The sequence below is a fragment of the Streptomyces aurantiaciflavus genome, assembly GCF_049808595.1.
Taxonomy (GTDB): domain Bacteria; phylum Actinomycetota; class Actinomycetes; order Streptomycetales; family Streptomycetaceae; genus Streptomyces.
Window position 1 is genome coordinate 173,024 of record NZ_JBNCAQ010000006.1, and the last position, 20,083, is coordinate 193,106.

Annotated in this window: 13 protein-coding genes; 8 read left to right on the forward strand and 5 right to left on the reverse strand. The window is 69.8% G+C overall.

Features of this window, described 5'->3' with window-relative positions:
- Nucleotides 1-236: 236 nt before the first annotated feature.
- On the forward strand, nt 237-629 hold the full coding sequence (locus tag ACPT94_RS08855; protein WP_360329709.1) for an SCO5389 family protein: 393 nt from the start codon (nt 237-239) through the stop codon (nt 627-629).
- 150 nt (nt 630-779) lie between these two features.
- Here the strand turns inward: ACPT94_RS08855 and ACPT94_RS08860 are convergent, their stop codons facing one another.
- A complete protein-coding gene (locus ACPT94_RS08860; protein WP_360329711.1) occupies nt 780-1,619 on the reverse strand; it encodes an alpha/beta fold hydrolase in 840 nt (279 codons plus the stop codon).
- A 230-nt stretch (nt 1,620-1,849) separates the two neighbouring features.
- Here ACPT94_RS08860 and ACPT94_RS08865 point away from each other — a divergent pair, with 230 nt between their 5' ends.
- Nucleotides 1,850-3,376 (forward strand): hypothetical protein, encoded by a 1,527-nt coding sequence (locus ACPT94_RS08865; RefSeq protein WP_425245590.1) that lies wholly within the window; start codon nt 1,850-1,852, stop codon nt 3,374-3,376.
- A gap of 92 nt (nt 3,377-3,468) precedes the next feature.
- On the opposite strand, the gene ACPT94_RS08870 is transcribed toward ACPT94_RS08865, so the two are convergent.
- The 4 genes from ACPT94_RS08870 to ACPT94_RS08885 form a co-directional block, all read right to left on the reverse strand.
- A complete protein-coding gene (locus tag ACPT94_RS08870) occupies nt 3,469-3,663 on the reverse strand; it encodes a DUF397 domain-containing protein (RefSeq protein WP_360329717.1) in 195 nt (64 codons plus the stop codon).
- Nucleotides 3,660-4,544, reverse strand: coding sequence for a helix-turn-helix domain-containing protein (locus ACPT94_RS08875; RefSeq protein ID WP_425245591.1), 885 nt, complete (start codon nt 4,542-4,544; stop codon nt 3,660-3,662). The genes ACPT94_RS08870 and ACPT94_RS08875 overlap by 4 nt, the downstream gene beginning before the upstream one ends.
- Nucleotides 4,545-4,720: 176 nt before the next feature.
- Nucleotides 4,721-5,299 carry an Rv1352/Rv1906c domain-containing protein gene (locus ACPT94_RS08880; RefSeq protein ID WP_360329723.1) on the reverse strand — a complete coding sequence of 193 codons (579 nt, stop codon included), beginning with the start codon at nt 5,297-5,299 and terminating at the stop codon, nt 4,721-4,723.
- Nucleotides 5,300-5,390: 91 nt separating this feature from the next.
- Nucleotides 5,391-6,617: a ParB N-terminal domain-containing protein gene (locus tag ACPT94_RS08885; protein ID WP_425245592.1), complete on the reverse strand. Its 1,227-nt coding sequence runs from the start codon at nt 6,615-6,617 to the stop codon at nt 5,391-5,393.
- A gap of 249 nt (nt 6,618-6,866) precedes the next feature.
- On the opposite strand from ACPT94_RS08885, the gene ACPT94_RS08890 reads away from it, so the two are divergent.
- The 6 genes from ACPT94_RS08890 (at nt 6,867) to ACPT94_RS08915 (ending at nt 19,663) form a co-directional block, all read left to right on the forward strand.
- Nucleotides 6,867-9,062: an N-6 DNA methylase gene (locus ACPT94_RS08890; RefSeq protein WP_425245593.1), complete on the forward strand. Its 2,196-nt coding sequence runs from the start codon at nt 6,867-6,869 to the stop codon at nt 9,060-9,062.
- A gap of 120 nt (nt 9,063-9,182) precedes the next feature.
- Nucleotides 9,183-11,174 (forward strand): type I restriction-modification system subunit M, encoded by a 1,992-nt coding sequence (locus ACPT94_RS08895; protein WP_360329731.1) that lies wholly within the window; start codon nt 9,183-9,185, stop codon nt 11,172-11,174.
- Complete coding sequence (locus ACPT94_RS08900) at nt 11,171-12,472, forward strand: restriction endonuclease subunit S (protein WP_360329734.1); 1,302 nt, start codon at nt 11,171-11,173, stop codon at nt 12,470-12,472. The genes ACPT94_RS08895 and ACPT94_RS08900 overlap by 4 nt, the downstream gene beginning before the upstream one ends.
- Nucleotides 12,469-15,651, forward strand: a complete 3,183-nt coding sequence (locus tag ACPT94_RS08905) for a type I restriction endonuclease subunit R (protein WP_360329737.1) — start codon at nt 12,469-12,471, stop codon at nt 15,649-15,651. Before ACPT94_RS08900 ends, ACPT94_RS08905 begins: the two co-directional genes overlap by 4 nt.
- 267 nt (nt 15,652-15,918) lie before the next feature.
- Complete coding sequence (locus ACPT94_RS08910) at nt 15,919-17,466, forward strand: serine/threonine-protein kinase (protein ID WP_360331090.1); 1,548 nt, start codon at nt 15,919-15,921, stop codon at nt 17,464-17,466.
- A gap of 49 nt (nt 17,467-17,515) precedes the next feature.
- Complete coding sequence (locus tag ACPT94_RS08915) at nt 17,516-19,663, forward strand: UvrD-helicase domain-containing protein (RefSeq protein ID WP_425245594.1); 2,148 nt, start codon at nt 17,516-17,518, stop codon at nt 19,661-19,663.
- Nucleotides 19,664-20,083: the final 420 nt, after the last annotated feature.

Consider the following 20,083-nt stretch of genomic DNA (forward strand, 5'->3'; position numbering starts at 1 on the left):
AGCACCCCCTCCAGAGCACGCGACCCCTCCGGCGAGCACCCCCTCCAGAGCACGCGACCCCTCCGGCGAGCACCCCCTCCAGAGCACGCGACCCCTTCAGGGCACGCACCTTCTCCGAGGCGACGCACGTTCTCCAGAGCGCGCACCCCCTGACACGCGCTCTTCCGGGACTCGCACTCCCTCTGAAGCACGCACCGCCAACCCACGCTCACCGCACAGACAGGACAAGCACTCTCATGTCTCTCGACGTCTCCCCGGAACTCCTCGCCCAGGCCGAGGCCGGCGACATGCGCGAGGAGGACTTCGTGGACACGGTCCGCACCTCCCTCCCCTACGCCTACGACCTGATCGCCACCCTCGCCTCCGGCCTCCACGCCGGCATCGGCGAGTTCACCGACAACCAGACCCCGCCCCCCTCCGAGCAGGAACGCGGCCAACTCCTGCGCGCCCTCGCCAGCGACGCCATCCGCGGCGCCCTCGAACGCCACTTCGACGTGACCCTCGCCTTCCAGAACTGCCACCGGGTGGCGGCGTTCCGGCCCGGGGCCCGCGGTGGGGAGACGTACGCGCGGTTCACGTCGACGCGGGCGCAGGTGCTGAACCAGTCGGCGGAGTTGCGGGACTGCTGACGCACGGGCGAGGCGAGGGAGGCGGGTCGCTCGCACGGGGTGACGCGAGGCGCCACTCCCCTCGCCGTCGAGGCGGCCCGCCCTACTCCGGAGGCCGCCCGCCCTTCCCCGGTCAAGGCCGCCCGCCCTGCCCGGTCAAGGCCGCCTGGCCTACCCCAGGAACCTCGTCACCACCCCCACGAAATGCCCGGCGTCATCAACCCAAGGATGGTGAGAGCCACCCGCCTGCACGACCAACTCGGCCTTGGGAAACAGCCCGGCGAATTCCGCCATGGCCGGTGGCGGCCCGGCCACGTCCACCTCTCCGGCGACCAGCAGCACAGGAGCGGACAACTCGGCGAGCGCGGTCCGGGTCTCCTCGGGCGCGAAGGCTCCGTCTCCGGCGAAGACGGGAACCGCCTGGTGGTTCTTCTCCTTCGCGTCCGCCGCCTGCAACGCCTGAGCGATCTCGTCCCAGCGCCGATACCAGAAGGGGGCGATGGCCTCCCACGCCTCGGGAGTCGCCCGGCCCTCGGTGATCTGCTCCAAGGCGGCGTAGGCGACCGCGAACCAGGGCTCGCCACTGCGCTCCCGGGCTGCGGCGAGCCGGTCCTCCGGCGCGATGTCGATGCCGACGGCCATGACACTCGGGGTGATCAGCAGCAGCCGCGCCACCCGATCCGGATGACGGGCCGCGTACCGCACCGCGACGTTCGCCCCGGCGGAGTGCCCCAGCAGATCCAGCCGCTCCAGCCCGAGATGCACCCGCAGGGCCTCCACGTCACCGACGAGCCGATCACACCGGTACGACGTCGTGTCCCGCGGAATCGCGGAGTCCCCCGTACCCCTGAGATCGAGCCTGATCAGCTTCCGGTGGGCGCTCAATCCCCCGAGGTCCCCCAGATAGGACGAGGCCCGCATGGGCCCGCCCGGCAGACAGACCAGCGGTGGCCCGTCTCCGTCGACGTGGTAGGCGAGGCGGGTTCCGTCGGGTGCGGTGAAGGTGGGCATGGCCGCGAGGCTGTCAGCGGGAGCGGGGCACGGCAACCGGATTACGGGGACCGTACCGACGACGGGAAGGCCGAGAGGCGGCGGACACCCGCACTCGATCGCGCGGACACATTTCCTTCACGCGGGTGTGCAACCTTTTCCGCATCCGGAGAGTCCAGGCCCACGCAGAACAGACACCACTCACCCCCAGCTGACCTGGACAAACCCCGCGCCCCCCGAGCGAGCCCTTGTTGATCGACAGCACCGCCTCCCGGCGGGACGGCCACACCGCCGTCCCGTCCAGCACCGCCGCCCCCTCCCCCGCGGAGGTACGCGCCGAACGCCGCCGCCTCATCGAGTCCATCCGCGCCCTCCGACGCCTCCTCGACAAGCGCCGCGCCTTCGAAGTCGCCGACCGCCGCCGTCTGAACCGCGAGGCCAGGGACCGCCTCCGCGCGGAAGCCGCCCACGGCAGGACCCTGCGACGCGTCCACGAGAAACAGACCCGCAAGGAGCGTTCCCTCACGCGCCGGCTGAACGGCCTCGACGGCAAACGCGAGAGCCAGGAGCGCCAGGCCCTCGCCGTCCTGCGCCGTGAGTCCATCGAGCGCAGCCTCAACAGCACGCGCCTCACCGCGAGCGAGGTGAACGGCATCGGCAGCGGCCTGGTCCGCGCACTCGCGGCGCAAGGCATCGGCACGGCCGCCGACTTCAAACGGGTCAGTTGGGGCAAGGCGCCCAACGGCAGGGGCGGCGAGGTCCTCTACATCCACCGCACGCACGGCGGGAAGGTCCACATCAACGGCATCGGCGAGCACCGGGGCCGACCGCTCATGGAGTGGCGTCGGGCGGCGGTCGCCCGCGCCGAAGCCCGCGCCCCGCGCGAACTCCCCTCGGACGAACGGCACCGCATCGCCGAGATCATCGAGGCCGAGCGCACCCGCCTCCGCGAGGAGTTGGCCCAGGCGCCGCGCACGGCGGAAGCCGCCCGCACCGAAGCCGTACGCCTCCACACCGAGGCCCTCGCCCACCTCACCGCCACCGAACGCGAAGCCGCCCGCCTCGCCGCCGAACGCCGGGCCGAGTTCGACACGATGGCGGAACAACTCCTCGCCCTTCAGGCGGAACTGTCCGCCCACATGGACCAGTATGGCGACGCGGGCCGCCGCATCCGCCGCGCCCAGTCCCGCGCACTGCGCCCGGTCCCCGCCCTGCCCGCCATCCCCGCTCCCCGCACACCGGACGCACCCCAGGGGTCACCGCACACACCGGACGCAGCACACAAACCGACGCGTCGGCCCGTCGACCTCACCAAGACCGCCTCGACCCCCGCCACCCGCACCCCCGCCCCGGCCACGACTTCGGCCCCCGCCTTCGCTGTCCGCGCGAGCCTCGGCTGGCTGCTGCCGATCCTCTACTTCGGCCTGACGACGGTCGTCGGCGTGGGCGAACTGGGAGAGAACACAGCCCCCCTGTGGCTCATGATCACCTCACGGCTCCTGGCCTTGGCGGCCACCGCGGAACTCCTGCGCCTGTGGATCCCCCGCAGGAGCTGGCGCACCCCGAGCCCGATGCCCTCCGGCACCGGCCCGCAGGCCTTCGGGGTGTTCCTCTCCCTGACCGCCGCCGGCATGTTCGCCGACGAGAAGTCCGACATCTTCGTGATCGCCTGCGTCACGTCCGTCCTCGCCGCGTTCCTGCTGGTGAGCGGGACGGGCCTCCGCATGAACGGGCCGCAGGCCGGAAAGGGCGGGAACGACGCAACGTCCTCCAGCTGATCCGCACGGCCCGGGTCAACTGACAGACCCCTGGCCGATGTGTCCCGGCGGTGCACGTCACAGTGCCGCCGCCGGGACACACGGATTCCGCCTCAGGCCTGCGACTCGGCGCCCACGAACCCCACGAACCGCGACCATCCCTCATGCCCGACGGCGAAGTGAGGCAGCGTCACATCCTTGGAGTCCCGTACGCAGACGGCCTGCTCGGTGAGGGCGACCTCGACACAGCTGTCGCCCTGGCTACCGCTGTAGCTGGACTTGAACCAGGCCAGTTCCGTCGTGCTCATAGCTCTCCTCGGAGTCGCTCCAGCAGGCACCGCGATTCCTTGGCGTTCAGGGCCTGCGAGCGCAGTGTGTCATAGCGCTGGTGGAGGAGCCTCACCTCTTTCGCGTCGGAGATCAGACGGCCGTTCTGCTGCCCTTCGGAGTACGCGAGCCGCCGCCCCTTCGGGGTCTCCAGAAGCTGAAGAGGACCATCGAGGCACGCGTGCAACCCGGCCCCCAACGGCACGATCTGCAGCGTCACGTTGCGCGGCGCGCTGAGCTCCAGCACGTGATCGAACAACTCCCGCATCTGTTCCGAGCCGCCGAACCGGCGCCGGAACACGTGCTCCTCGACGATGAAGCTGAACGGCGTCGTCGGCCGCTCCCACAGCATCCGCTGCCACTCCATCCGCTTGGCCATGAAGCTTTCGAGCTGCTCGTCCGGCGCCACCGGCACGGTCCCCTCGAACACCGCCCGCGCGTAGTCCTCCGACTGCAACAACCCCGGCACCAGCCTGCACTCGTACGTACACAGGCTCACCGCCACCTTCTCCAGCCGGGCCCACTGCCGGAACCACGCCGCCAGCCCGACGTCCCCCCGCGTCACGTACTTCGACGACCTCCGCAACGCCCCCGTGTTACCCAGCAACTCGTCCGCCCGCTCCACGAACGTCACGTCCGGCATCCGCCGCCCCAACTCCACCGACTCCACGGTGTGTTTGGAGAACCGGACCAGATCCGCGAACTCAGCCCTGCTGTACCCCGCGTGTTCACGCAACGCCTGCGAGACGGCACCCCACGTCCGCAGACTGTCCGAGGGATCCGGCTCGCGGTCGATCCCGCAGCCCGCCGACTCCTCGTCGTCGCCGTTGTCGTTGCCCATGCCCATGCCGCCGTGCGTCATCCGCGGCCACCTCCGTCTTCGTGCACTGTCCGTGGCCCCCACGCCCCGACAGCACCCAGCGTGACGTCAAGATCCGCGTACTGTCCACAGAAAGTGCCCGTACGCTGACGCAGCGTACGGGGCGCGCTCCTTACTTCGTCGGTGATCCGGGCCGGCCTCGCACAGCCCGCCGGGCTTCAGCTCACCCTCTTCCAGTCCTGACACCGATTGGTCTTGAAGTACTCGCCCTTGTTGAGCGTCACCCGTCCCGGCCCCTCCAGATTGTTGTTGGCGATGATCGAGTCGAACTCGCCGCTGGCGTCCTTGGCACGCTCCCAGTAGCAGCCGAACTCGTTCTCCGGTCCGGCCGTCTTGTAGGTGCCGGCCTTGATGTCCTCGCCGACGAGGTACTCGCCCTCGCCCGAGAAGCTGGTCGCCGGCCCGGAGTCCTGGGTCTGTCTGGGCTTGGCGGTCACCGTCTTGGTGACCGTGGGCGCGGGCGCGGGGTCGTCGGCCTCGGCAGCCCGCGCGGTCTTGGTGACAGTGACCGTCGGGCGGGGCGCGGACTTCGTGTCGGGAGTTTCCTTGGCCGTCTCCGCCGAGCCGCCGCTGTTGCCGATGCCCACTCCGATGAGCAGGGAGACCAGGGCGACCGCTCCGTACTTCAGCCACCGCCTGCGGCGGCGAACGGGCTGCCCGGGACCAGTGGGGGCGCCAAGACCGAAGGGCCCCTGTGCGCCGTGGCCGGGGTGCGAGGAAGGCTGCTGGAAGGACATGTGTGTACTCCGTTTCCGTGAATGCGTGATGTGGTGGTCCGGCCGCCGCCGCGTCGCGGACGGCCCGTCGATGTCGGTGGTGCGGCGCTCCTCAGAGCCCGCGAATCCTCCGCCCGGTCTCGGTGGCCGGGTAGAGGATCGCGTCGGCCACGCGCCCGCCGGAGTCCTTGACGCCGCCGCTGAAGTTGAGCCGACCGGAGCTGCCGGTCTTGGCGGCGACGCCGTCCCAGTACGCCGCCTCGCGCTGCCAACGGATGCCGTTGAGCAGCCGGTCGAGTTCCTCGACGCCGATGCGGGAGGCCGCCTCGCCCCACGGCATGGCATGGTGGGCGGCGATGCCCACTCCCGCGAGCACGGCGGGCGCGGTGAGAGCACTGCGGTCGGCGAACTCGGGGAACCTCTCGGAGATCAGCCGCGCCAGCAGCGGCACGACGACGGCCTCGACCTCCTCGGCCCGGGTGCCGGCGGGCAGTTCGTCCTCGTGCACCGACTCGGCGGAGCGGGCGAGGCCACCCCGGCCGTAGATGGTGGTGATGACGAGGGCCCGCAGAGCGGAGAGCGTGACGACTTCGCGGTCCCCGGCCGAGACCTGGCGCTTGCTGGAGTTGACCCGCTGCCCGAACGGCACCCGCTGCCCGTCGACGTCGACCTTCACGGAGTCGGCGACCACGTGCGCGAGCCGGGTGCCGAAGTCCCGCTGATCCGTGGACATGGCCAGGTTCTTGGCAACGGCCACGCCCTGGACGTTGCGGTCGTAGAAGATCTGCCGCGCGTCCGCCGGGGCGAGGTCGACGTACAGCTCGAACTGGACGCGCACGCGGGCGAGTTCGGGGTACGTCAGGCCGTACGTCTCCGGGTCGTCGTACAGGTCGTGCCACGCGGTGGTCTGGGTCTCGCCGTCGATGGCGACGATCATCGTGCCCGGCGCGACGGTAAGGGTGCGCAGTCCGCTGCCGGGGATGAGTTCGTCACTGATCGCGGCGAGCGGCCCGGCGTGCCACAGGGTGATCGGCGGCGTGGACCAGGCGGCGCCCAGCTCACCCTTGAGCCCGGCGGCGATGTACTCGGCGTACGGGCCGACGTTCCTGCCCTTCTGCGAGGACTTCAGCGTCCGCTGCACGGTCGCCCGCAGCTCGGCGTGCCGGCGCACCAGGCCGGAGGCCGCCTTCAGTTTCCTCGGGTCCTCCTCGGCGCGCAGTGACGGCACGAGCTGGACGAGCGTGGGTACGGACATCGTCCCTACGACGGCGTCGTCACGGAACGGCATGACGGTGAGCTGGGTTCCCTCGATGACGCCGGTCGGCATGGTGAGGCGCACGGAACTCCCCCGGAGTGGTGTGGTCGGGACGGACGGTGCTCGCGGCGGGCTGTCGCCCGGCGGGCGCACCGGTGAAGGCGCCGGAGCGGCGCGGCATGACGGCATGGCCCGGCAGAGGGCCTGCGGGACACGCTTCCCAGCGGAAGCATCCACAGGTAAACATGGCACTGAAAGCACCGTCAATCACGTTGACAGATTTGACGAGTGCTGTAGGTTGTTGACGTCCACTAGCGAGAGGCCCACGCCGCCATGCCCCAGACTTCCGCCCAGGTGACCGCCGCTGAGATCTCCCGCATCGCGGGCGTCACGCGCGCCACGGTCAGCAACTGGCGGCGCCGGCACGACGACTTCCCGGCGCCGTCCGGGGGCACGGACAGCAGCCCGCTGTACGACCTGCAGTCCGTGCGCGCCTGGCTCGCCTCGCGCGGCCACGCCTCTGCGGCGAGCCCGTCGGAGGAACTGCGCACGACCCTCCGCCTGCACGGGCAGGGGGGCGGCGGCACATCGGACCTGCTGCTCCTCGTCCTAGCGGCGGCGGCCCTTGCGCCGCAGGACCTGACGGCGGCCACGCGGTTGCCGGACGCGGACCTCGTGGCCCGCGCCCAGCGCGAGGCGGCCGCCGCGGCCGACGCCGTACCGGCCGCGGACGCCGTGCGTTTCGGGACCGGTGACGCGGCCGTGCTGCGGGCGCTGTACGCGTGTGTACGCGACGAGGGGGGCCAGGCCGCGCTGGGCGTGTTGGCGGAGCGAGAGCTTGAGGACAGCGCCGCGTCCGGCGCGTACGCGACTCCGGCACCGCTCGCGGACCTGCTCGCCCACCTGGTCCCCGGTTCCCCGGCCCGAGTGCTCGACCCGGCCTGCGGCAGCGGCACCCTGCTGGCGGCCGCCGCCCGCCGGGGAGCGCGCGAGCTGTACGGCCAGGACACGCTTCCCGTGCAGGCCCGGCGCAGCGCGGTCAGCCTGATGCTGATGACTCCCGAGGCCACGGTCACCGTGCGCGCCGCCGACAGCCTCCGCGCGGACGCCTTCCCCGGCCTCGTCGTCGACGCGGTGCTGTGCAACCCGCCGTTCGGCGTCCGCGACTGGGGCCACGACGAGCTCGCGTACGACCCCCGCTGGGCCTACGGAGTACCGCCCCGCGCCGAGTCGGAGCTGGCGTGGGTGCAGCACGCGCTCGCCCACCTGACGCCCGGCGGTCACGCGGCCCTGGTCCTGCCGCCGGCCACGGCCGGCCGCGCGTCGGGGCGTCGCGTACGGGCGGAGCTTGTACGCAGCGGCGCGCTCCGTGCGGTGATCGCGCTGCCGGTCGGCGCCTCGGTGCCGTTGCACGTCGGTCTGCAGATTTGGGTGCTGCAACGGCCCGAACCGGGCGGCCCGGAACGTAAGTCGGTGCTGTTCGTGGACACGACGGCGGAGACCCAGGGGGCGGCCGGGCGCGGGGGTGCGGCGGTGACCTCACGGACGCGGGGCGGGAGCCGGTCCGGCTCTGTGGACTGGGAGGGGATCACGGCGCGGGCCCTGGGCGCGTGGCGGGCGTTCACGGAAAGCCCGGACACATTCGAGGGCGAGCCCGGTGTCGCGTACGCGGCGGGTGTGGTGGATCTGCTGGACGACGTGGTGGACCTGACCCCTGCGCGGCTCGTGCGGGCCTCGCGCGCGGAGATCGACCCGGCGGCACTGTCGGCCGAGGTCGACGCCACACGCCGGAACCTCCTCAGGGCCGCGAAGTCCCTCACGCGGACGGCCGGCCATGAGGGCTGGAGCGCCGCGGGCGCCTCCGCCCGCGAGTGGCGGACGGCGACGGCGTCCGACCTGATGCGCGGCGGGGCACTCACCCTGCTGCGCCCCCTGCCGGACACGGTACGCACGCGCACGCAGGCAGCGAGGGGCGAGACCGGCGAAGGCGGTACGCCCGAGACACGGGCGGTGCTCACCAGCTCGGACATCGCGTCCGGGTCGGGTCCGACGGGAACCCCGACGGGGCCGTACGACGACACCGCCCCCGTGATCGCCGTCGGGGACGTCCTGGTGCGGGCGGTCGCGGACGGTGACGGCCCAATGGCCCGGGTCGCGGACGAGACCGACACCGGGGCACTGCTCGGCAACGTCCACCTCTTCCGGCCTGACCCCGCCCGCCTGGACCCGTGGTTCCTCGCCGGGTTCCTGGGCGCGGAGGAGAACATCGCGGGCGCGTCAACCGGCAGCACAGTCCTGACCGTCAGCCCGGGCCGGCTACGCGTGCCACTGCTGCCGCTGGAGGAGCAGCGGCGGTACGGGGAGGCGTTCCGGCACGTGCACGAGCTCCGGGCGGAGGCCCGGCGGGCGACGCGGCTGGCGGAGGAGACGGCACGGTTGCTGGCGGGCGGGCTGACCGGCGGGCAGTTGCTGCCGTCGCGGGAGACGGCGGAGGCGGCGGAGACAGGGGCAGCGGGGCGGCCGGGGTGACGATTCGCCCCATTAGGCACGCGGCCTCTCACACATAGACCACATTTGTCGGACCGTCCCGGCCGCCAGTCGGCTCGGACGGTGGGGTTGGGACATTTCGGAAGGAATCCGGGGATCCAGTTGAACAGCAGTAAGCACACGGAGTTGGCGAACCACGCGTGGTCCGTCGCCGACCTCCTGCGGGGGGACTACAAGCAGTCCGACTACGGCAAGGTGATCCTGCCGTTCACGGTGCTGCGGCGCCTGGAGTGCGTGCTGGAGCCGACCCGCGAGAAGGTCGCGGAGATCGCGGAGCAGCACAAGGACAGCGACATCGACCCGGACCGCTTCCTGCGCCGGGCGTCGGGCCACTCCTTCTACAACCGGTCGCGCCTGACCCTGAAGAAGATTGCGGATGACCCGCAGAACGCCGCGAAGAACCTCCACGTGTACGTGGGGGCGTTCTCCGACAACGCGCGGGGCGTTCTGGAGCGCTTCGAGTTCGCCCAGCAGATCAAGCGGCTGGACGACGCCGACCTGCTCTACAAGGTCATCGGCAAGTTCACGGACCTGGACCTGCGTCCCGAGGTCGTGCCCAACCACAACATGGGCTACATCTTCGAGGAGCTGATCCGCCGCTTCGCCGAGCAGTCCAACGAGACGGCCGGTGAGCACTTCACCCCGCGTGAGGTCATCCAGCTGATGGTGCGGCTGCTCGTCGCCCCGGACGGTGACGCGCTCCAGCTTCCCGGCGCGGTGCGCACCGTCCTCGACCCGGCCTGCGGCACGGGCGGCATGCTCTCCGCGATGGACGACCTCATCACCGAGCTGAACCCGGACGCGACGGTGGAGGTGTACGGGCAGGAACTCAACCCCGAGTCCTGGGCGATCTGCCGGTCCGACCTCATGATCAAGGGCCAGGACCCGGACAACATCGCCTTCGGCAACTCCTTCTCCGACGACGGGCATGCGCGGAAGTCCTTCGACTACATGCTGGCGAACCCGCCGTTCGGCGTGGAGTGGAAGAAGGTCAAGGACGAGGTCGAGCACGAGCACAAGGCGCTGGGCGAGGCCGGCCGCTTCGGGGCAGGGCTGCCGCGTATCAACGACGGCTCGCTGCTGTTCCTCCAGCACATGATCTCCAAGATGAAGCCGGTAGACGTCAACGGAGGGGGCGGCTCACGCCTGGCGATCGTCTTCAACGGCTCGCCGCTGTTCACGGGCGCGGCAGGTTCGGGTGAGTCGGAGATCCGTCGCTGGATCCTGGAGAACGACTGGCTGGAGGGCATCGTCGCCCTGCCGGACCAGCTCTTCTACAACACCGGCATCTCCACGTACTTCTGGATCCTGACCAACCGCAAGAGCCCGGACCACAAGGGCAAGGTTGTGCTGCTGGACGCGCGGGACCAGTGGCAGAAGATGCGGAAGTCGCTCGGCGACAAGCGCAAGGAGCTGGGCAAGGACCACATCGCGACGGTGGTCAAGCTGTACGGCGAGGCGCTGGCCGTGGCGGACGACGCGGAGCACCCGCTGCACGGCAAGGTGAAGGTCTTCGCGAACGAGGACTTCGGCTACCAGCGGATCACCGTCGAGCGTCCGCTGAAGCTGCGGTTCGAGGTGACGGAGGAGACCCTGGCGGCGCTGGAGGCGTCCAAGGTCATGCAGAAGCTGCCGCAGGCTTCGGCTCTGACTGACGCCTTCAAGTCCCTGACGGGCACGAGCTGGACTACGAAGCAGGAGGCTTGGCTCGCTCTCAAGGACGCGGTGGTTCAGGCCGGCGGGACGTGGCCTACGGGGGCGCCGTTCAATAAGGCGCTGCGTGAGGTGGTCGGGGTGCGGGACCCGGACGGCGAGGTCCAGCTCGTCAAGGGGCAGCCCGAGCCGGACGCGGAGTTGCGGGACTACGAGAACGTGCCGCTGGGTGAGGACGTCGAGGAGTACCTGGGGCGGGAGGTCCACCCGCATGTGCCGGATGCGTGGATCGACCAAAGCAAGACGAAGATCGGGTACGAGATTCCGTTCACGCGGCACTTCTATGTGTACGAGCCGCCGCGACCGTTGACGTTGATTGACACAGAGTTGAAGGCGCTGGAGGCGGAGATTCAGGAGCTGTTGGCGGAGGTTACAGAGTGAGCGTCTCATTTATCTCCCGTTGGGGTGTTCGCCAACTTAAAAGGAGCGCCTCCAAGATCGGCAGCGGCAAGACTCCCAGCGGAGGCGCGGAAGGCTATGCAGATTCCGGCGTCACCTTCCTCCGCAGCCAGAATATCCACTTTTCCGGCTTGAGACTAGAGGATGTCGCCTACATCGACCAAGCCACCCACAGAGATATGGGCAGCACCCGTGTTCTACCCGGTGACGTACTACTCAATATCACGGGTGCTTCTCTTGGCCGCGTAACATGCGCCCCCAGCAACTTGGGCGAAGCCAATGTGAATCAGCACGTTTGCATCGTTCGCCCAACACCAGGGGTCGACTCGCGATATTTGACCTATGCATTGGTTTCTCAGCCGGTCCAGGAGCAGATCCGCGAACTCCAAGTTGGCGGCAACCGCGAAGGGCTAAACTTTGAGCAGGTTGGGAACCTTGTGCTTCCTGCCGCCCCACCGGACGAGCAGCGCCGCATCGCCGACTTCCTCGATGCCGAGACCGTCCGCAGCGACCGGCTCACAGAGAAGCTAACGGCCATGGCCGGGCTCGTCGGTGCTCGGCGGATGGCCGTGATCCGCGAACGCCTAAGTCGCGGGAGCATCCGCTCCATCGCGCCGGGAAAGGTGCCATGGCTGCCCGGACTCCCCGAGAGCTGGGATGCCGCGCCTCTCCGATACATTTCACGCATCCAGCGCGGAGCCTCGCCTCGCCCCATCGACGACCCCGTCTACTTCGACGACGAGGGGACTCATGCGTGGGTTCGAATTTCCGATGTCACAGCGAGCGGGAAATACCTAACCGACACCACTCAGCGGCTCTCGCCACTTGGCGTCTCCCTCTCGGTTCCGCTACGACCGGGTGAGCTGTTCGTCAGTATCGCGGCGTCCGTGGGCAAGCCCGTCATCACCAAAATCTCGTGCTGTATTCATGACGGATTCGTAGCCATTCGAAACCCCTCCGTCGATGTGGAGCTGCTCTACTACATCCTGCTCCTCGGCGATGCCTTCAAAGGGCTGGGCAAGCTGGGCACTCAGTTGAACCTCAATTCCGAGACGGTCGGCTCCATCAAGATTCCCATTCCCCCGAAGAGCGAGCAATCCGCAATCGTCAAGGAACTCGACGCGGAGATGGGATTGATGGATTCCCTGGAGCAGTCGCTCCACCGGCAGTCCGCGCTGCTTACCGAGCGCCGCCAAGCCCTCATCACCGCCGCCGTAACCGGCCAGTTCGACGTATCCACCGCCAGCGGCCGCAACGTAACCGAAGGAGTAACCGTATGAGCCGCGTGCACGACGAGTCCTCCTTCGGCTCCGCCATCGTTGCCGCCCTCTGCGAGCGAGGCTGGCGCGAGGCGAACCCCGAGGACTACCAGGCCGACCTCGGGCTCGACACCAACGAGCTCTACACCTTCATCGGCGCGACCCAGCCCGACGAGTGGGACGAACTCCTCACCGTCTACGGCGGCAACCCCAACGAAGCGCAGCGCGGTTTCGCCCAGCGTCTCGACCGGGCCATCGCCGATGACGGCCTCCTCCACGTCCTCCGCAACGGAGTCAAGGACCGCGGCGTCCGCCTCCGCGTCGCCTACTTCCAGCCCAACCTCATCTCCGCCGACTCCGTCCTCGACGGCTACCGGGCCAACCGCCTCACCGTCGTCCGGGAACTCCCCTACGCCACCAAGCAGGCCGACTGGGGCCACCGGCTCGACCTCACCCTGTTCCTCAACGGCATCCCGGTCGCTACGGCCGAGTTGAAGAACCCGCTGACCGGGCAGGGCGTCGAGCAGGCCAAGGAGCAGTACCGGACGGACCGGGACCCGACCGAGCTGATCTTCACCCGCCGCGTCATCGCCAACTTCGCCGTCGACCCGGACCTGGTCTTCGTCACCACGCAACTGCGCGGCAAAGCGACCCAGTTCCTGCCGTTCAACACCGGCTCGAACGGCCCCGGCCAGCCCGGCGGAGCCGGGAACCCGGCGCCGACGGCCCACGGCACGTACGCCACCTCGTACCTGTGGGAACAGGTCTGGCAGCGGGACAACTGGCTCGACCTCCTCCAGCGTTTCGTGCACCAGCAGAAGCACAAGACGCCCGGTGGCGGCACCACCAAGTCGACGATCTTCCCCCGTTTCCACCAGTGGGACGTGGTCCGGAAGCTCACCGCGCACGCGTCCGTGCACGGCGCCGGCCAGAACTACCTGGTCATGGCCTCCGCCGGGTCCGGCAAGTCGAACACCATCGGCTGGCTGGCCCACCGTCTCAGCGACCTGCACGCCCGCACCGATCCGCACGTTCTGCGGCCCGACGCCCTGGCCGACGGCCGCATCAAGCCCGGCGAGCCCGTCTTCGACAAGGTCATCGTCATCACCGACCGCCGCGCCCTGGACGCCCAGCTCTCGGCGACGGTCGGCAGCTTCTCGCAGACGGACGGCCTGGTCGTGAAGGTCGACGAGAAGCACGGCGCGAAGAGCGAGCAGCTCGCGCGTGCCCTCTCCCGGGACACCGGGAAGATCGTCACGGTCACCCTGCACTCGTTCCCTGCGCTGCTGGACTACATCAAGCGCAACCCGACCGAGATCAAGGGAACCCGCTTCGCGATCATCGTGGACGAGGCGCACTCCTCGCAGTCGGGCGACGCCGCCACCGCCGTGAAGTCGGCCCTGCGGGACCTCGGCCTGGACGCCGACTCGGACGACGAGGGCGCGACGACAGTCACCGTGGACGACCAGCTGAAGGCGAAGGCGGTGGCGCGTTCCCGTGCCGCCAACCTCTCCTACTTCGCCTTCACCGCCACGCCCAAGTCCAAGACGCTCGAACTCTTCGGCACCGAAGGCGTGGAGAACGGCAAGACCGTCTACCGCCCCTTCCACACCTACTCCATGCGCCAGGCCATCGAGGAAGGCTTCATCCTCGACCCCCTGCGCAACTACGTCACCTACAACACCTACTGGAAGCTCGCGAACCTCAACCGCGACGAGAAGGAGGTCGATCCCTCCAAGGCGAACAGCCTCCTCGCCCGGTTCGCGCTCATGCACGAGCACACGGTGTCGCAGCACGCCCAGGTGATCGTCGAGCACTTCGTCGCCCACACCCGCGGCCGGCTCGGCGGACGGGCCAAGGCGATGGTGGTCACGGCCTCCCGGCACTCGGCCGTGCAGATGGCCCGCGCCATCCGCAGTTACATCGCCGACCGTGAGTACGACACCAAGTACCCGGACCTCGGTGTCCTGGTCGCCTTCTCCGGGTCCCTCACCATCGACGGCGAGGAGACCACCGAGAGCAAGGAGAACGGCGGTCTCTCGGAGAGCGCGCTGCCGAAGGCCTTCGGCTACACCCGCGCCGACGACAAGGCCGCGAAGGCCGGCGGCAAGGGGCAGCAGGAGTACCGGATCCTCGTCGTCGCCGAGAAGTACCAGACCGGCTTCGACCAGCCGCTCCTGACGACGATGTACGTCAACAAGACGCTGACCGGCATCGCCGCCGTGCAGACCCTCTCCCGTCTCAATCGCACCGCCGAACGCAAGTCCCAGGCCGACCTCGCCGTCCTGGACTTCGTCAACGACGCCGAGGACATACAGGACGCCTTCCGCCCCTACTTCGAGGAGGCGCACACCCTCCCCTCCGATCCCAACCTCCTCTACACGGCCCAGAGCCGCGTCATGTCCGCCCCGGTCATCTCGGAGCAGGACATGGACGAGTTCGTCGTCGCGTACATCGAGGCGGAGAAGAAGGCGGGCGGCTCCCAGTCCAAGTGGGAGAAGCTGCACGCCGAGCTGTACCGGCTCCTGTCCCCCGCCGTCACCCGCTTCACCCGCCTCCTGGAGAGCGACGAGGAGGACGACGTCGAGACCGCCGAGGAGTTCCGCGCCAACCTCAACGACTACGTCCGCAAGTACGGGTTCCTCGCGCAGATCGTCCCGTACCAGGACGCCGACCTGGAACGGCTGTACCTCTACGGCCGCCACCTGCTCAACCGGCTCCCGCGGCTGGCCGACGGCGGAGTCGACATAGGCGAGGTCGACCTCAGCCACCTGCGGGTCGAGAAGACCGGCGAGCACGACGTGTCCCTCAACCCCGAGGGCCCCGCCGAGCTCAAGGGGTTCGGCGACGGGGTGGGCGGCGGGCAGGACCCCGAGAAGTCACTGCTGTCCGAGCTGATCGAGAAGTTCAACGCCAAGTTCGGCACGGACTTCACCAAGGAGGACGTCCTCCCGGCCTTCAACGCCACCACGGAGGACCCCAAGGTCAGGGCCGCCGCCCTCGTCAACGACGAGGAGAACTTCGGCATCGTCTTCGACAAGAAGTTCGAGGAGAACATGATGGATCACGTCTCCACGATCGACACGCTCGGCAAGCGGTACTTCGGTGCCGACCGGGACTTCAAGTCCAACCTCGACCGCAGCGCCCGCCGCGCGGCCTGGCGGATGATCCGCCGGGAGGAGGGGCTGGAGGACTTCTGACGCGATCGGGGTCCGGTGCGACGCGCGCACCGGGCCCCGTGGTCGTACGTCACCGGCTGCGCCATCCGCACGAGGTCGGTCCGCACATCCACCCTCTCCGTCCCGCCGGTCCGGCTGGACGCACCAAACCCCTACCGGTGAAACTGATCCCCAACCACATCGGAGACCACTTTGGACGCTCGACGGGGGCGGGGCGGGGGCCAGGTGCCGGACGGACGGCGGATCGCGGGACGCTACGAACTGCTGGAGCAGTTCAGCCACGGCGGCATGGGGGACGTGTGGCGGGGCTACGACGCCGTCCTGGACCGCCCGGTCGCCGTGAAGCTGATCCGTCCGCAGGCCGTGACGTCACCACACCTGGCGGAGGAGTTCGAGAAGCGGTTCAGGCGCGAGGCGCGGATCACCGCCCGGATCCAGCACCCGGGTGTGCCGCAGGTGTACGACGCGGTGCTCGACGAGTCGTACGAGCAGCTCTTCCTGGTGATGGAGCTGGTCGACGGCGTGCCGCTGACCGCGTACGTGGACCCGCGGCGGCCGCTGCCCGTCAGCTGGGCGGTGTCCGTGGCGGCGCAGGTCGCGACCGTGCTGTCGTACGCGCACGACGTGCCCGTGGTGCACCGCGACCTCAAGCCGAGCAACATCCTCGTCGCGCGGGACGGCACCGTGAAAGTGCTCGACTTCGGCATCGCGGCCATCCTCCAGACGGACGTCACGAGGCTGACCGCGACCGGCAGTCCCATCGGGACGCATCAGTACATGGCGCCGGAACAGGTGCGCGGCGGGCGGGTCACACCGCGAACCGACCTGTACGCGCTGGGGTGCGTACTGCACGAGCTGCTCTGCGGGCGGGTGCTGTTCAGCGGGGACGGCGAGTTCCATCTGATGATGCAGCACGTCAACGCGACGCCGACCCCGTTGCGACAGCTGCGGGCCGACGTACCGGCAGAGCTGGAAGAACTCGTCCTGCACCTGCTCCGCAAAGCGCCCGAGGCGCGCCCGGCAGACGTGCAGGAGGTGTACGAGCGGCTGCGGCCTTTCCTCCCGGCGCCCGGCGAGGACGCCGTAGCGGAGGAGTCGGGACCCGCCGGGACACCCGATCCGACGGGCATCTTCCGGCGGCCCTACGCACCCCGCGCGCGGGGCGGCGCCGCGAACGCGCGGTCCGCCGCGCCCGCCGCCGGGGTGGCCGTCGTGCCGCCCGCCGTTCCAGCGGCCGAGCGGGAGGCGCTGCGGGAGCAACTCCGCGAGGTCAACGCGCACTACCTCGCCCTGATGGAGGAGGAACGGTACGCGCAGGCCGCCGAGGTGGTGGGCGAGATGATCGAGCCCGCCGCGCGTGCCCTCGGTTCGGAGAACAAGGCGGTCCTCGGACTGCGTCGGCGGCGGGCGTTCAGCCGGCAGCTGGCGGGTGATCACCGGGCCGCGCTGCCCGAGTTCGAGGCGCTCGCCGAGGCCTACGCGCGCGTCAGCGGCCCGAGCAGCGAGGACGCCCTGGACAGCCGGGCGCAGGCGGCCCGTTGCCGCGGCGAACTCGGCCAGGTGACCGAGGCCCTGGCGGGCCTGAACGGCGTTCTGGACGTCGTGCGTTCCGTGGACGGCGACGTGAGTGAGGAAGCTGTCGAGCTGCGTCGCGACATCGGCATGCTGCTGCTCGCGCAGGGGCGGACGGCGGAGGCGTTCGACGTCCTGGACCCGCTGCACGCCGACCTGTGCATGGTGCTGGGGCCGGACGACGAGCTGACGGCGGAGGTGGCCGAGACGCTGGCGGTGATCCGTCTGGATCTCGACGGCGGCCCGGCCGGTCCACCGGGCTGACCTGGCCCTTCCAGCCCACCACGGTCCGCCTGGCCCTTAGGATCCCCCCATGCCGCAGCTTGCCTTCGACATCGGTTTCTTCGCCGAGCTCCCCAAGCTCCAGCCCCCGGTCAGGAAGGGCGTCCTGGAAGCCTGGGAGAAGTTCGACCGGCTCACCCTCGATCAGCTCTTCAAGGACCCGGGGCTGAAACTGGAGAGCCTGACGAACGCCAAGGACAAGCAGATCCGGACGATCCGCATCGACCAGTTCTGGCGCGGTGTGGTCCTCGCCCCGGTCTCCGGGGACACCTTCCTGCTGCTGCGGGTCATGCCGCACGACAAGGCGATCGCCTGGGCGAAGAAGCAGAAGGCAAGCATCAACGAGGTGACGCGGGCCGTCGAGATCCGGGACGCCGCGACCCTGGACGAGATCACGCCGGCGTACGAGCAGGTGGCGCAGGACTCGCCGAAGGAGCGGCTGTTCGCGCGCTTCTCCGACGGGGACCTGCGCGCGCTGGGCATCGACGACGAGACGCTTCGGCAGGCCCGGTCGCTCGTCGACAAGGAGCAGCTGGAGGTCTTCGCGCCGCTGCTGCCGCAGGACCAGCGGGAGGTCCTGCAGTACCTCGCGGAGGGCTGCACGGTCGAGGAGGTCTGGCAGGACATCGTCGCCCCGGCCCTGCAGGCGTCGACGCAGCCCGTCGACACACAGGACTACGAGACGGCGATCCGGCACAGCCGCGCCCGTATCGCGCTCGTCACCGCGTCCGAGGAACTGCGGGACATCCTGGAGAAGCCGTTCGCGGCCTGGCGCGTCTTCCTGCACCCCTCGCAGCGCAAGGTCGCCTACCGGGCGTCGTACTCGGGACCCGCCCAGGTCACCGGCGGGCCCGGCACCGGCAAGACCGTGGTGGCGCTGCACCGGGTAAAGCACCTGCTCGGGCACCTGCGCGACGGCGACCGCATCCTCCTCACGACGTACACCAACGCGCTCGTCAACGCGCTCCGCTCCGGCCTGGAGTCCCTCGTGGACGACCCGGAGCTGCGAGAGCGGGTGGACATATCGACGGTGGACGGGTTCGCGAGCCGGGTCGTCGCCGAGGCGCCGGGCGCGGTGGCCCTGCGGCCGCTCATGCACAACGAGGAGGAGAGCCGCTGGGGCAAGGCCGCCAAGGCGACCGGCTTCACCGGCAGCGCGCAGTTCCTGGCCCAGGAGTACCGGCACGTCGTCCTGGCCCAGGACATCAGGACGCTGGCCGAGTACGAGGCGGCGGACCGTCGCGGCCGCGGCAGCCGGCTGACCGCGGCGCAACGCCCCCTGGTGTGGGAGACGGTGGAGCGGTTCACGGCCCAACTGGCCGAGGACGGGGCCCGCACCTGGCTGCAGACCTGCGCGCAGGCGGCGCGGCTGCTGGAGGAGAAGGGCCCGCAGTACCGGCATGTGGTGGTGGACGAGGCGCAGGACCTGCACCCGGCGCAGTGGCGGCTGCTCCGCGCGGCCGTCCCCGCCCGCCCGGACGACCTGTTCATCGCGGGTGACCCGCACCAGCGCATCTACGACGCGAAGGTGTCTCTGAAGTCCCTCGGCATCAAGGTGACCGGCCGGTCGGTGAAGCTGCGCAAGAACTACCGCAGCACACAGGAGATCCTGCGCTGGTCGACGGCGCTGCTCGTCGGCCGCCCCATCTCCCAGCTCGAGGACGAGGGCCGCGACGACACACTGCTCGGGTACCGCTCCGCCTTGCACGGCGACGGGCCGAGTGTGCACGCCGCAGCGACGGAGGACGCGGAACTGGACGCTCTGGTCACCCGGATACGGGCGTGGATGGACGCGGGCGTCGGCGCCGGGGACATAGGCGTCAGCACCCGCTTCAACAAGACGTGCGCGAAGACAGTGGCGCACTTGAAGGCCTCCGGCATCCCCGCGGCACCGCTGCGCGCCGCCGATGCCGCGGGGGAGGCGGAAGCCGTGCGGGTCGGGACCATGCACTCGTTCAAGGGGCTGGAGTTCCGCTGCGTAGCGGTCATCGGAGTGAACGAGGACGCGTTGCCCTTCCCGAAGGCGGTCACACCGCACGAGGTGGACGCCAAGCAACACGAGACGGACATGATGTCGGAGCGCTGCCTGCTGTTCGTCGCCTGCACGAGGGCCCGCGACAGCCTGTACGTCTCCTGGTCCGGCAAACCCAGTTCGTTCCTCGTGGAGGCGGGCTTGTGAAACGGGCGAGCTCAGGGACAGCCGGCGGCTCACGCCGAGAGGACCTGCGGGTGAACGGCCGTGGGCGCATGGTGCACAGCGAGGGGACAGACCCGTCGACACCGCGGTGGCCGCCAGGAACAGCGTTGACGCGCTCGCTGACACTCAGGAACAGGAAGATGAGATCAGGCTGCTCAGGGGATCGGGTCGCGCGTCGGCCGGACGTGCGCAAGTGAACCCGACCGTATCGCCGAGGGGATCGCAGCGGACGAGGCGGTGAAGGCGGCGGCCGACACGGTGCTGTTCACGGTGTCGAACGAACTGGGCCTTGCTTGGTGTCTGACGCAGTCTGCCGCGGTGAAGGCGGTCATGACGGAGGTCGGAACGCCGGCACCAGCCGCATGACGACGCGCTAAAGTGCAGCTCAACGTGACATCCGTC

Coding starts and splice junctions, on each gene's coding strand:
- ACPT94_RS08855 (WP_360329709.1), top strand. CDS start 237: ATGTCTCTCGACGTCTCCCCGGAACTCCTCGCCCAGGCCGAGGCCGGC.
- ACPT94_RS08860 (WP_360329711.1), bottom strand. CDS start 1,619: ATGCCCACCTTCACCGCACCCGACGGAACCCGCCTCGCCTACCACGTC.
- ACPT94_RS08870 (WP_360329717.1), bottom strand. CDS start 3,663: ATGAGCACGACGGAACTGGCCTGGTTCAAGTCCAGCTACAGCGGTAGC.
- ACPT94_RS08875 (WP_425245591.1), bottom strand. CDS start 4,544: ATGACGCACGGCGGCATGGGCATGGGCAACGACAACGGCGACGACGAG.
- ACPT94_RS08880 (WP_360329723.1), bottom strand. CDS start 5,299: ATGTCCTTCCAGCAGCCTTCCTCGCACCCCGGCCACGGCGCACAGGGG.
- ACPT94_RS08890 (WP_425245593.1), top strand. CDS start 6,867: ATGCCCCAGACTTCCGCCCAGGTGACCGCCGCTGAGATCTCCCGCATC.
- ACPT94_RS08905 (WP_360329737.1), top strand. CDS start 12,469: ATGAGCCGCGTGCACGACGAGTCCTCCTTCGGCTCCGCCATCGTTGCC.
- ACPT94_RS08910 (WP_360331090.1), top strand. CDS start 15,919: ATGGGGGACGTGTGGCGGGGCTACGACGCCGTCCTGGACCGCCCGGTC.
- ACPT94_RS08915 (WP_425245594.1), top strand. CDS start 17,516: ATGCCGCAGCTTGCCTTCGACATCGGTTTCTTCGCCGAGCTCCCCAAG.